The organism is Microbacterium sp. LjRoot205 (genome assembly GCF_056175745.1).
The window spans coordinates 13,297-25,893 of sequence record NZ_JBGFFH010000010.1; the positions used below are offsets into that span (position 1 = coordinate 13,297).

At 68.9% G+C, this 12,597-nt stretch carries 11 protein-coding genes and 1 riboswitch; all 11 genes read right to left on the reverse strand.

The genetic code is table 11. From position 1 onward, the window contains the following. Positions 1-2: 2 nt before the first annotated feature. The 11 genes from AC04ME_RS16990 to AC04ME_RS17040 all read right to left on the reverse strand — a co-directional run bounded on the left by AC04ME_RS16990 (position 3) and on the right by AC04ME_RS17040 (position 12,564). A complete protein-coding gene (locus tag AC04ME_RS16990) occupies positions 3-2,153 on the reverse strand; it encodes a bifunctional hydroxymethylpyrimidine kinase/phosphomethylpyrimidine kinase (protein ID WP_475436176.1) in 2,151 nt (716 codons plus the stop codon). Beyond that, complete coding sequence (gene thiM / locus AC04ME_RS16995; RefSeq protein ID WP_475436178.1) at positions 2,150-2,998, reverse strand: hydroxyethylthiazole kinase; 849 nt, start codon at positions 2,996-2,998, stop codon at positions 2,150-2,152. The genes AC04ME_RS16990 and thiM overlap by 4 nt, the downstream gene beginning before the upstream one ends. Then, positions 2,989-3,082: riboswitch (TPP riboswitch) on the reverse strand. (Overlaps the previous gene by 10 nt.) A 22-nt stretch (positions 3,083-3,104) precedes the next feature. Then, on the reverse strand, positions 3,105-4,070 hold the full coding sequence (locus tag AC04ME_RS17000; protein ID WP_475436180.1) for an NAD-dependent epimerase/dehydratase family protein: 966 nt from the start codon (positions 4,068-4,070) through the stop codon (positions 3,105-3,107). A gap of 64 nt (positions 4,071-4,134) precedes the next feature. After that, positions 4,135-4,851: a DUF402 domain-containing protein gene (locus tag AC04ME_RS17005; protein WP_475436181.1), complete on the reverse strand. Its 717-nt coding sequence runs from the start codon at positions 4,849-4,851 to the stop codon at positions 4,135-4,137. 133 nt (positions 4,852-4,984) lie between these two features. Beyond that, a complete protein-coding gene (pheT, locus tag AC04ME_RS17010) occupies positions 4,985-7,489 on the reverse strand; it encodes a phenylalanine--tRNA ligase subunit beta (protein ID WP_475436182.1) in 2,505 nt (834 codons plus the stop codon). Beyond that, a complete protein-coding gene (pheS, locus tag AC04ME_RS17015; RefSeq protein ID WP_475436184.1) occupies positions 7,489-8,529 on the reverse strand; it encodes a phenylalanine--tRNA ligase subunit alpha in 1,041 nt (346 codons plus the stop codon). Before pheS ends, pheT begins: the two co-directional genes overlap by 1 nt. Positions 8,530-8,578: 49 nt before the next feature. Continuing rightward, positions 8,579-9,217, reverse strand: coding sequence for a hypothetical protein (locus AC04ME_RS17020; protein WP_153302225.1), 639 nt, complete (start codon positions 9,215-9,217; stop codon positions 8,579-8,581). Between the two features lie 9 nt (positions 9,218-9,226). After that, on the reverse strand, positions 9,227-10,147 hold the full coding sequence (locus AC04ME_RS17025; protein ID WP_042536606.1) for an amino acid ABC transporter permease: 921 nt from the start codon (positions 10,145-10,147) through the stop codon (positions 9,227-9,229). Then, positions 10,144-10,800: an amino acid ABC transporter permease gene (locus AC04ME_RS17030; RefSeq protein WP_042536554.1), complete on the reverse strand. Its 657-nt coding sequence runs from the start codon at positions 10,798-10,800 to the stop codon at positions 10,144-10,146. The genes AC04ME_RS17025 and AC04ME_RS17030 overlap by 4 nt, the downstream gene beginning before the upstream one ends. A 59-nt stretch (positions 10,801-10,859) precedes the next feature. Then, positions 10,860-11,768, reverse strand: coding sequence for a glutamate ABC transporter substrate-binding protein (locus AC04ME_RS17035; RefSeq protein WP_042536552.1), 909 nt, complete (start codon positions 11,766-11,768; stop codon positions 10,860-10,862). Between the two features lie 46 nt (positions 11,769-11,814). Further along, on the reverse strand, positions 11,815-12,564 hold the full coding sequence (locus AC04ME_RS17040) for an amino acid ABC transporter ATP-binding protein (RefSeq protein WP_376708823.1): 750 nt from the start codon (positions 12,562-12,564) through the stop codon (positions 11,815-11,817). Positions 12,565-12,597 lie beyond the last annotated feature (33 nt).

Below are 12,597 nucleotides of genomic sequence, written 5' to 3' on the forward strand. Positions count from 1 at the left end.
CGTCATCCGGCAGGCACGGGGAGCGCCGGCGCCGCGAAGAACGCGAGCTCGTGGGCGCTCGAGACCTCGAACGCTCGGAGCATCCGTCGACGCCGCGGGGCATCCGACTGCGCCGCCGCGTCCATCACGTAGCCGACCGCCTGCTCTGTCGCCGCCTCGAAGGCCGGATCGGCGTAGGTCGCGAGCCACGATGCATAGGGATGCTGCGGATCGCGGGCGTACTCGCCGAACGCCCCCGAGTGCAGACGCGTCCCGAGATCGGTGTAGAGCCAGAAGCACGGCAGCACGGCGGCGATGAGCTCGGCGTAGTCTGCGCCGAAGGCGACCGATCGCAGATGGTCGAGGTACGCGACGGTCGCGGGGGCCGGATCAGCGGCGAAAGTCTCCGCCTCCACGCCCGCACCGGGGGTCAGCCACGACGCGTGGAGTTCGAGCTCTCCGGCGATCGCCCCGTGCGCGGACTCCGCCCAGAACGCCTGCTCGTGCGGTGACGGTGCGAGCCGAGAGGCCTCGGCGAGGACCCTCGCGTACTCCCGGAGGTACAGCGCGTCCTGGCGAAGGTAGAACAGGAACCACTCGCGGTCGAGTGTCCCGTCGGCGAGAGCGCCGACGAAGGGGAGCTCGTCGATATCTGCCCGCAGGTGCGCGATCCGCTCCCACCACTGATCGCGGATGTGCGCCCGGTCGGGGGTGGTCTCGAGTCCGCCACGTCGCCAGAGGCCGCCGAAGTGGTTGATCGGCCCGTGTCCTCGTCCGACGTGGAGCGCATCGCTCTCCGTCAGAGACTCACGCAGCCACGAACGGGCCGAGGCGACCGCGTCGGTGAGGGACTCGCCCCTGGCGAGGCGGGTGGCGAGGGCGGACGAGAGGGAGCACCCGGTGCCATGCGTGTTGCTAGTCGCGATGCGCGCGCCCGGATACCCCCGACTCACTCCGTCGGCAGCGTCGATCACCGCGTCGGGAACGTCGTCGCCGTCGAGATGCCCTCCCTTCACGAGCACCGCCGCGCTCACACGGTCGGAGAGCGCAGCGGCCGCCGCGAGCGCGTCATCCCACCCGTCGATCGGATGGTCGGCCAGCGCGGCGAGCTCGGCGAGGTTGGGCGTCACGACATGCGCGCGCTCGAGGAGTCCGCGCAGCGCGACCTCGGCCTCCCGGTCGAGAAGCCGGTCGCCACTGGTCGCGACCATCACCGGGTCGAGCACGACGATCGGCGGCCGGATGGCATCGAGCCAGTCGGAGACCGCACGGATCACGTCGGCATTCGCCAGCATCCCGATCTTCACCGCATCGATGACGATGTCGTCTGAGATCGCATCGAGCTGCTCCCGCAGGAACTCCGCGGGCGGCACATGCACCGCCCGCACGCCCACGGTGTTCTGAGCGGTGAGTGCGGTCAGAGCCGCCATGCCGTACCCGCCGTTCGCGGCGATGGACTTGAGGTCGGCTTGGATCCCCGCACCGCCCGATGGATCGCTGCCGGCGATGCTGAGCACCCGCGGCGTGCCTGACGCCCGCCACCGCCGGAGGAAGCTCTGCGCCGTCTGCTTCGGATCGACCGCGGCGCAGATGGCCGAGACCACCGCGAGGCCGGCCGCGCCCGCGTCGCGGAGTCGCTCAGTGTCATCGATGTCCACGCCGCCGATGGCCACGCAGGGCACGGCGCACGTCTCGATGAGCGACCGGAAGCCGTCGATGCCCAGAACCGGCGGATGGTCGGGCTTCGTGTCGGTGGGGCGGATCACACCGACGCCGAGGTAGTCGACCACGCCCGCAGGCAGAGCCGCCACCGCGTCGAAGTGGTCGGGTGTGTTCGCCGTCAACCCGATGATCGCCTCGGCACCCAGTCGCTCGCGCGCCCGCAGTACCGACGCATCGCCCTGACCGAGATGCACGCCGTCGACGCGAGCTCCCCGAGCGCGAGCGGCGAGCGCCGCATCGACCCGGTCGTTCACCAGGAGGATCGCACGGCCGGCGATCACGCGCGACAGCTCGACCAGCTGATCGGCGGTCTCGGCATCCGTCGCGATCTTGTCGCGCAGCTGCACGATGCGCACTCCCCCGTCGACAGCGAGGCGCACGGTCTCGACGACACCCCGCTCACCGCAGAGGCCCGGATCCGTGACGAGGTAGAGCGAGAGGTCGGCGATCACAGCGCGCTCTCCCGAACGCGCGCGGAGGCCACCAGGTCAGCCGGCTGCACGGCGGCGAGCGCGTCGAGCAGAGCGACAGCGAAGGTGCCGGGGCCCGAGGCGTGCACCGCGGCCCTCTCGGCGGCGATCGTGTAGACGAGGCTCGCCGACGCCACCGCCGTGAGCGGATCGGCAGAGGTCGAGCGCGCCGCGCCGAGGAACGCGGCCATGACCGCGCCCAGCGCGCACCCACCGCCGGTGACCCGGGTGAGCAGCTCGTGACCGTTCGCGATGCGCAGCAGACGGACGCCATCGGTCACCAGGTCGACCGGTCCAGACACCGCGACCACAGAGCCATGACGCGCGGCGAGTGAGAGCACTGCCTCTGCCGCATCGTCTGTCGTGTCTGTCGCGTCCACACCCCGGCCGCCTGCGCTGAGTCCGGCGAGCGCGAGGATCTCGGATGCGTTCCCCCTGATCGCCGTGGGGCGCGAGGCGACCAGCTCGTGGGCGAGGGCCGTGCGCACCGGGAGTGCGCCGATCGCGACGGGATCCAGCACCCACGGAGTGCCCGCGGCGACGGCACCGGCCGCGGCTTCGAGGCTCGCCGCCCGCTGCTCGGGGGTCGGCGTTCCGAGGTTGATCAGGACGCCGGACGCCACCCCGGCGAACATTCCTGCTTCGTCGACGATGTCGACCATCGCCGGTGCCGCGCCGAGGGCGAGCAGCACGTTGGCGGTGAACCCCGTGACGACGCTGTTGGTGATGCAGTGGGTCAGAGGTGGACTCTCGCGCAGCTCGGACAGGAGCTCTCCGGCCGCGGCAGCCAGGGTCGATTCGGATTCAGGACGCAGACGATCGCTCATTGCGACATCCCTTCGCTAGTACGAACTAGATCAGGTTCGACGGGTCTGTTCTCAGCCGCGGATGCGGCACCCCGTGTCACTGCTCGCAGTCTAGCGACGCGCGCCGTCAGCGCAGAAGCTGGATCAGCGCGAGTTCGTCTGTCCGGGTCAGACCTGCGCGCCGCTCGCGATCGACACCGCGTTCCCGCTCGTCCTCGATCACCACGGCGATGGTCTCGTCGAGTGGACGCGGCTCTCCCCCGGCCGCACGGTAGCGCGCGTTCGACCTCGTCATGAATCCGGTCATGTCGCTCGGGAGCCACAGCGGCAGCGATCGCTTGCCCGCCCAGTACTCCACCTCATTCGCCACGAGCCAGTCGTCGGTGGCCGTGACGGTGTCTCCTCGGTGACCCGCATGCCTGCGCACCGCCTCGATGACGTCGGCCATCGGGTGCCGGTCGCCGGTCGTGTTGATCACTCCGGTCGCGGTCGTCGTGCTGATGAACTCCGACAGGTCATCGACGTCGATCACCTGCACGTCTCGCCCGTCTGCGCGCGGCAGCAGCACGGGTTCGTCGTGAGCGCGCAGGAACGCCGCAGCCCAGTATCCGAAGCGGTCGCTCGGGTCGCCCTTCCCGATGATCAGCCCCGGGCGCACGATCAGCGTTCGGTCGCCGAGCGTGCGAACCGCGTTCTCGGCGGCGACCTTCTGCGCGCCGTACTCGTGCTCATCCCCGGCGCCGGCCGGCTGATGCAACGGCGCGGACTCGTCCGCCCCGACCGTCTCGTCATCGGAGTATGCCGACACCGACGAGACGTACGTCCAGCGGGCGGCTCGATCCCCGAGCGCCTCGACCGCCGCCGCCACGTGCGCCGCATTCGAGGAGACGTCGATCACGTGGTCCCAATCGCGACCGCGGACGGCGTCATAGGCGTCGGCGTCGTCACGATCGGCCAGAACCAGGCTCGCACCCTCCGGGGACGGTCGACCTCCTCGCGCGAGGCACATCACCGCCGCCCCGTTCACCAGCAGGCGTCCGGCGATCCGACCGGACAGCCAGCCGGTCCCGCCGAGGATCAGAACGTCAGTCATGGATCCATGCCACCATCTCCGCCGTGCGAGGGGAAGTGTCTTCCGCTCACGGCGGATGCCGGGTTCACCGCGCGCGGAGGTCTGACAGCCCCGTGAGCTCCGGGACGGTCCAGGAGGGATCCGGCCGCCAGTCGCGCCATTCCGCGGCGAACGGCCAGTCACCGTCGCGGTACGACGCGATCGCCGCGTCGGCGTGCCGCTCGATCTGCGCCGCCTGCTCGGATGTGAGACGGCCCTGCTCGACGGCCGCGATCAGCTCGTCCTCATCCTTCAGATGCACCCGGCCGTCCGGCTCGATCTCGACGTCGAGGACGTGGTCCGACGAGTAGGTGTCGCGGTCGGTGCGCAGGTGCGCGTTCTCGAGGTTCACGTACCAGCCGGCGAACTGCCACTCCGCCCCGCTCACATCGCTCCAGAAGAGCCACACCGACCACGCGGCGCCTGCGGGGGCGATCCGCAGGATGCCGTTGCCCCACCACTCCTCCACGATCCGCGTCCGCGGGTCCAGCCATCGCCGCTCGAGCGGAACCGTTCGGATGCGCTCGCCTGCCGGAGTGCCCTGCCCCTCCTGCAGCGTGCCCGGAGCGAGCCAGGCGACGAGGCCCCGCTCGTCGTCGCGGACCACTCGCAYGGGTGTGATCGTCGACGCGTCTCCGGGCTGCCACCCCGGCTTCCGGTAGTGCCAGGAGATCTGATCGCCCGGGTCGAGGAAGGGCGCCTCGCCCATCGGTCGGACGCCATCGGGAACCGCCGCAGGCGTGCTGTGGGGAAGGATGCTCATCACGACACGCTACCTCGCGGGAAAGCCAGGTTCAGGTCGGCTCGGCGGTGGCGATGACTTCCACACCCGACGCCTCGACCGCCTGCGTGGCGGACCGCATCCCGTACCGGAATGCAGTCCGCGCAGCGCTGAGTCAGTCGCGCAGCGTCGCGCCGAGGCGCTCGGCCGTGACAGCGACGCCCGCGAGCTTCGCCTCGGTCGCCTCGGCCGCGGTGAGCGTGCGATCGTCCGCGCGGAACCGCAGAGCGAAGGTGAGACTCTTCTGTCCTTCCGCGACGCCGTCTCCGCGGTAGTCGTCGACGAGTCGGATCGCCTCGAGGAGCTCTCCCGCGCCTTCGGCCAGCGCAGCCTTGACGTCGCCGGCGGGGACGTCAGCCCCGAGCACGAGCGACACGTCCTGCGTGGCGGCCGGGAACGTCGACAGCGAGGCGGCGACCGCACGCGCGTTCGCCAGCGTGAGGATTCCGTCGAGATCGAGCTCGAGCACGGTCGCGCGACCCGGCAGGTCTGCTCCCGCTGCGACGTCGGGGTGGAGTTCTCCGACATAGCCGACCTCGACGCCGCCGACCGACAGCACGCCGGTGCGCCCGGGGTGCAGCGCCGCGCGCTCGCCCTGGGTCACCTCGATGTCCACGCCGGCAGCCGCGGCGATGACGCGAGCCGCGTCCAGCGCTTCCGACAGACCGGCCGCTTCAGCCGCACGGCCAGGCTGGCGTGCCACGACATTGCCCGTGAACAGCGCTGCGACGTGGCGGTGCTGCGGCGGGATCGACGCGTTCAGCGCGGCGAGGGTCTCGTCCGACGGACGCACGCCGAGCGGCGGAACATCATCGGTGCCGTACTCGACACCGGGCTCGGGCAGGAACACGACTCCGGTCTCGAACAGCGCGAGATCCGTGAGTCCGCGCGAGATGTTGCGATGCGCGGTCTGCAGCAGTCCCGGGATGAGCGATCGACGCAGGAACGGAGCAGAGCCGTCGAGCGGGTTCGCGAGCCGGATGCTGGGCAGGTGCTCTCCCGACGCCGAACCGTGCAGGTCGTTCTCGGCGTCGGTGGTGAAGGGGAACGAGGGCGTCTCGACGAGACCGGCTGCTGCGAGCGCGTCAGCCACGCGACGTCGCCCCTGCTGGTGCGGCGTCAAGCCACGGCCGGACGGAGGCGTCGGCAGCACCGAGGGGATGCGGTCGAGACCGTGGATGCGCGCGACCTCTTCAGCAAGAGACCACTTGTCGGTGAGGTCCGGGCGCCAGGTCGGCGGGATGACGACCCAGCCGGCATCCGTCTCGGTGACCTCGCCACCGATCGTCGTGAGCGCGCCCACGATCTCGTCGTCGGAGTAGTCGACCCCGATGAGTCCCTGTACGAATCCTCGCGGCAGCTCGATCTCGGCGACGAAGACCTCGGCGAACAGCGCGCCACCCTCTTCGGTGAGCGTGCCGCCGGCGAACTCGACCATCAGGTCGGCGGCTCGACGAGCCGCGACGAACGGCACCAGAGGGTCGACGCCGCGCTCGAAGCGCTTGGAGGCCTCGCTCGGCAGCTTGTGCCGACGGGCGGTGCGCGCGATCGTCACCGGGTCGAACGTCGCTGCCTCGATGAGGACGTTGCGCGTCGTGTCGCTCATCTCGGTCGTGCCACCGCCCATGACACCGGCCAGGCCGATGGGCCCGGATCCATCGGTGATCAGGAGATCCTCGACGTGGAGCTTTCGCTCCTGGCCGTCGAGAGTCGTCATCTTCTCACCGGGGGTCGCACGGCGCACCGTGATGCCGCCCGAGAGCTTGTCGAGGTCGTATCCGTGCAGCGGCTGCCCCAGCTCGAGCATCACGTAGTTGGTGATGTCGATCAGGATGCCGAGAGAGCGCATGCCGGCGAGCGACAGGCGAGCGATCATCCACGGCGGGGTCGGGCGCGACGGGTCGACGTCGCGGACGACACGGGTGACGAACTCGCTCGCCCCGACGCGGCCGCGCACGGGGGCGGCGTCGTCGACGATCGCCGTGTGACCGGTTCCGGGCTGGAGTTCGGCGAAGTCACGTTCGGCCGGGTCGCGGAACGTCGCTCCGGTGGCGTGCGAATACTCGCGTGCGACACCTCGGAGCGAGAACGCGTACCCGCGGTCGGGTGTCACGTTGATCTCGACCGCGACATCGTCGAGACCGAGCAGGCTGATCGCGTCGGTGCCGACGGGAGCGTCGATTCCGAGGTCGGCGAGAACGAGGATGCCGTTGTGCTCGTCACCCAGACCGAGCTCCCGCGCCGAGGCGATCATGCCGTCGGACACATGACCGTAGGTCTTGCGGGCGGCGATCGGGAACGGCCCAGGCAGCACAGCGCCCGGCAGGGTCACCACGACCTTGTCGCCGGCGACGAAGTTGTGCGCTCCGCAGACGATCCCGCGGATGCCGCCGTTCGCCTCGCCGACGTCGACCTGGCACCAGTTGATCGTCTTGCCGTTGGACTGCGGCTCCCCCTCGAGGGAGACGACCTGTCCGACCACGACGGGACCCGAGATCTCGAAGCGGTGGATATCCTCCTCCTCGAAGCCGACGGTGACCATCGCCGCCAGAACGTCTTCGGGCGTAGCATCCGCTGCCAGATCGACGTACTCACGCAGCCACGAAAGCGGGACGCGCATCACACCACCATCCCGTACTGCTCGCTGAAACGGACATCGCCCTCTGCCATGTCCCGCATGTCCTGCACATCGCTGCGGAACATGAGTCCGCGTTCGACGCCCATACCGAAGGCGAAGCCGCTGTAGACGTCGGGGTCGATCCCCGCCGCACGCAGCACGTTCGGGTTGATCATGCCGCAGCCGCCCCACTCGATCCAGCGGGCGCCGCCCTTGAAGGTCGGGTGCCACAGGTCGAGCTCGGCCGACGGCTCGGTGAAGGGGAAGAAGTTCGTGCGGAAGCGCGTCTTCGCCTCCGGGCCGAAGAGCTGACGCGCGACGTGGTCGAGCGTGCCCTTGAGGTGGGCCATCGAGATGCCCTTGTCGACGACCAGCCCCTCGAACTGCGTGAAGACGGGGAGGTGCGTCGCATCGAACTCGTCGGTGCGGTACACGCGACCGGGGCACAGCACGTAGATCGGCACGTCGCGGTCGAGCATCGAGCGCACCTGCACCGGGCTCGTGTGCGTGCGCATCACGAGGTGGCGCGAGGGCGGGTCTACGTAGAAGGTGTCCTGCTCCTGGCGAGCGGGGTGGTCGACGTCGAAGTTCAGCGCGTCGAAGTTGAACCACTCGTGCTCGAGCTCGGGCCCTTCCGCGATCTCCCAGCCCATGCCGACGAAGATGTCGGAGATCTGCTCGCTGAGCAGGGTGAGCGGATGCCGCGCACCGACGCGGGTCCGGGAAGGAACGGCGGTGATGTCGAGGCGCTCGGATTCGAGACGGGCGGCCACCTCGTCGGCTGCCAGCTCCTCCTCCTTGGCGGCGAGGGCCTTCGTGACCTGACCGCGCCCCTGCCCGACGAGCTTGCCGAAGGCCGCCTTGTTCTCGGGAGCCACCTGCCGCATCGAGGCGTTGAGGACGGCGAGAGGCGAGCCGTCTGCGACATGAGCGGCTCTCGCCGCCTTCAGCTCGGCGCTATCGGCGGCCGCAGTGATCGCTTCGAGTGCGGCCGCGACGGCGGCTTCGACCGCTTCCGGGGTGATTTCGGGAGACTCAGACACGAGACAGGAGTCTACCGGGACGGCGGGCTGCTCCTTCCCGGGGCCGGGCTCAGAGCGGGCCGAACATCGGCACTGCGACCAGGGGCACCCACGTGACCCGATCGCGCTCGAGCGCGGCCACGAGTCGCTGGTCCCGCGCCGCTTCGCGACGCAGCGTCTGACGCCCCCTGCCGATGACCGCGGCCGGGATCACGAACACCGAGACGAGCAGGAGTGCGAATCCTGCGTCGAGGACGAGGAGCGGCACCGGGTCGACCGAGGAGACGATTCCGGGGATCAGGAAGACGTTGAGCGCCCCGAAGATGCTGGCTGCGGCGATGAGGCCGCCTCCGAGCGAGCCGGCACCCCGGGTCGTGTGCGACGTGCCGGGTTTCGGGATCCAGCCTCTCACCCGTGCGAGGAACACGCCGGAGACGACGGCGACGATGCCACCGACGATCATCGACGGCACGTATGCCGACGGCGGCATACCGACCGCCAGCAGGACGAGCCCGACGACGACGGACGACGAGCCGAGCGCGAGGAACGAGGCCCACATCCCACGGCGCATCGCGCGGGCATCGGCGACCTCACGCAGCCGAGACCGGGAGTCCGCGCCATGCAGCGCGGCCAGGTCAGCATCCATCCACTCCGCGAGCGTGCGGCTCGTCGCAGGCGGATAGGCGGAGACCGGCTCGACGCGCATCACGACGGACGCTCAGACCGGGCCGGGGCCGTCCCCGCCCGCGACCCCGCCCCCGCGCTGCAGGGTGATGAGCTCGGTGTTGGTGCCGTCGCCGTGCTGGCGCGGGTCCCCGGCTGCCTGGATCGCCTTGACCTTCGGCGAACGACGGGTGCTGATCTCCACCCACTTCGCGATGCCGGAGAGAATGAGGCACATGACGATGTAGATGCCGCCGATGACGAACGCCGACTGCAGGATCGGACGACCCTGCTGCGACGTCAGCTGCTTCGCGTAGTACAGCAGCTCCGGGTAGGTGATGATGAACCCGAGAGCGGTGTCCTTCATGGTCACGACCAGCTGGGCGACGATCACCGGGAGCATCGCCCGGATCGCCTGCGGCAGCAGGATGAGACGCATGACGCCGCTCTTGCGGAGTCCGATCGCGTAGCCGGCCTCTTTCTGCCCGCGGGGCAGGGACTCGATACCGGCCCGCAGCACCTCTGCGAGCACGGAGCCGTTGTACGCCATCAGCGCGATGACGACCGCCCAGTACGGGTCCATCTTGACGCCGACCACGGGCAGTCCGTAGTACAGCAGCATCATGAAGACCAGCACCGGGACCGCGCGGAAGAGCTCGGTGATCGCGGTCACCGGGATCCGCACCCAGGCGTGGTCGGAGAGCCGACCGATCGCGAGCACGAATCCCAGCACGATGCTGAGCACCGCGGCGAGCGCGAACGCGGCGAGGGTGTTGCCGAGCGCCTTGAAGATGCCCATCCACACGTTGGAGAACGTGAAGACGAACCACTTCTCCGCCGAGAACTGGCCCGTCTCCACCATCCGCAGGACGATGAAGCCGAGAGCGGCGAGGACGAGGATGACGGTGGCGACCGCGATGACGCGGTTGCGGGCGATCGCCCGGGGCCCCGGGACGTCGTACAGTACAGAGCTCATCGCGCGATCCTCCATCGGTTCTCGAGATATCGCTGCAGCCAGCTCAACAGCAGCACCAGGGCGACGAACACCACCGCGACCCAGAGGAGGACCTCCATCGGGTTGCCGGGGCGATCGGCCGAGTCGTTGATGGTCGAACGCAGTGCCGCCAGTTCGGCGACCGAGAATCCGGCCGCCACGGTCGTGTTCTTGAGCAGGGCGATGAAGACGCTCATCATCGGAGGCACCACCGAGCGGAACGCCTGCGGGAGGATCACGAGGCCCATCACCTGGCCGAAGGGAAGCCCGATCGCGCGCGCCGCCTCAGCCTGGCCGACCGGGACCGTGTTGATTCCGGCCCGCAGCACCTCGGCGACATAGGTCGCCGTGTAGATGCCGATGGCGAGGATGCCGAGCACGAGGTTCGACAGATCGGGAAGCCCGAGCTGCGGGTACCCGAAGATGAAGAAGAAGAAGACGAGGGTGAGTGGGGTGTTGCGCACGGTGTTCACGTACACGGTGCCGACGCCTCGCGCGATGGGCACCGGAGACACGCGCATCGCCCCGACGATGAGGCCGAGGATCAGCGCGATGATCCCGCCGGCGAAGAACACGATCAGCGTGTTGCTGATCGCCTGTCCCCACAGGTCGAGGTTGCCGAAGATGACGTCCACGCCACCCTCCCTTCTTCAGAATGAGTGGGCGGCCTCCCTGAGGAGGCCGCCCATGTCGATCAGTACGCGTCGACCTCGGGCTGCTCGACCTCGATGCCGCTGGAACCGAGGTTCGCGTCGAAGATCGCCTGCCAGATGTCGCCGTTGTCGGTGAAGAGCTCGTTGATGTGCGTGCGCAGCGCGTCATCGCCCTTCGTGAGGCCGACACCGTAGCGCTCCTCGGTGAAGAGGCCGCCGGTGACCTTCACGTCGTCCGGGTACTGCGCTGCGTAGCCGATCAGGATCGCCTGGTCAGTGGTCACAGCGTCGACCTTGCCGTCGATGAGATCCTGCACGCAGGCGGAGTACAGGTCGTACTCCTGCGTCTTGATCTCGGGGAAGTTCGCCTTGATGTTCTGGATCGGCGTCGAGCCGGTCGCAGAGCAGACGGTCTTGCCGTTGAAGTCCTCGAGCGCCTCGGCGTCGTCAGCATCAGCGGCGACCAGGAGTCCCTGGCCGGTGATGAAGTACGGGCCGGCGAAGTCGATGAGCTCCTTGCGCTTGTCGTTGATCGAGTAGGTGCCGACGTAGTAGTCGATGTCACCGTTCGTGATCGCCTGCTCGCGGTTCGCCGAGGCGATCGGCTTGAACTCGATCTTGTCCTCGTCGTAGCCGAGCGATGCGGCGATCCACCGAGCGATGTCGACGTCGAAGCCGGTGCGCTCCCCCGTCGTCACGTCGAGGTAGCCGAGTCCTGGCTGGTCCTCCTTGACGCCGACGACGACCTTGTCGCGCTCCTGGATGGCGTCGAACGTCGGGCTGCCCTCGAGCTGCACGTCCTCGGCGACCTCGAACCAGGTGGAGTCCTCGCCCTCGTCGCCGCCGGTTCCGGCGCCGGGGTCGGACGGGCTGCCGCTGTTGCAGGCGGTCAGCGCGAACAGTGCCACCGTCGCGATCCCGATTCCTGCCAGTGTGCGTGTGCGTCGCATGTGCGTCTCCTTCGTGTGCTGTGTGTGCAAAGGTCTGTGAAGCTCGTCAGTGCGTGAGGAGCTTGGAGAGGAAGTCCTTGGCGCGGTCGCTCTTCGGGTTGGTGAAGAACTCCTCGGGTGTCGCCTCTTCGACGATCTTCCCGTCCGCCATGAACACGACGCGGTTGGCAGCCTTGCGCGCGAAGCCCATCTCGTGGGTGACGACGATCATGGTCATGCCGTCACGGGCGAGTTCGACCATGACGTCGAGGACCTCGTTGATCATCTCGGGATCGAGCGCACTGGTCGGCTCGTCGAAGAGCATGACCTTGGGCTGCATGGCGAGGGCACGGGCGATCGCGACGCGCTGCTGCTGTCCGCCCGAGAGCTGAGCGGGGAGCTTCGACGCCTGCTGGGCGACGCCGACGCGCTCGAGCAGCATCATCGCCTCCTTGTCGGCATCGGCCTTCTTCATGCCGCGGACCTTGATCGGGCCCAGCGTGACGTTCTCGAGGATCGTGAGGTGCGCGAAGAGGTTGAACGACTGGAACACCATGCCGACGTCGGCTCGCAGGTTCGCGAGTCCCTTGCCCTCCGCCGGCAGCGCCTTGCCGTCGATGCTGATCGTGCCGCTCGTGATCGTCTCGAGTCGATTGATGGTGCGACACAGGGTCGATTTGCCCGAGCCGGAGGGGCCGATCACCACGACCACCTCGCCGGCGTTCACGGTGAGGTCGATATCCGTGAGCGCCTGGAAGTCGCCATAGTGCTTCTGGACGTTGTCGACCACGACGAGAGGCTTACCAGAGGTCATCATTTCTCCAAACTAGCCAGGTCGATCACGTGGCTC

What these genes read in the sequence shown, in the direction of transcription:
- thiM (WP_475436178.1), bottom strand. Translation starts at nt 2,998, where the DNA reads ATGAGCGATCGTCTGCGTCCTGAATCCGAATCGACCCTGGCTGCCGCG.
- AC04ME_RS17025 (WP_042536606.1), bottom strand. Translation starts at nt 10,147, where the DNA reads ATGAGCTCTGTACTGTACGACGTCCCGGGGCCCCGGGCGATCGCCCGC.
- AC04ME_RS17040 (WP_376708823.1), bottom strand. Translation starts at nt 12,564, where the DNA reads ATGATGACCTCTGGTAAGCCTCTCGTCGTGGTCGACAACGTCCAGAAG.
- AC04ME_RS17000 (WP_475436180.1), bottom strand. Translation starts at nt 4,070, where the DNA reads ATGACTGACGTTCTGATCCTCGGCGGGACCGGCTGGCTGTCCGGTCGG.
- pheT (WP_475436182.1), bottom strand. Translation starts at nt 7,489, where the DNA reads ATGCGCGTCCCGCTTTCGTGGCTGCGTGAGTACGTCGATCTGGCAGCG.
- AC04ME_RS17035 (WP_042536552.1), bottom strand. Translation starts at nt 11,768, where the DNA reads ATGCGACGCACACGCACACTGGCAGGAATCGGGATCGCGACGGTGGCA.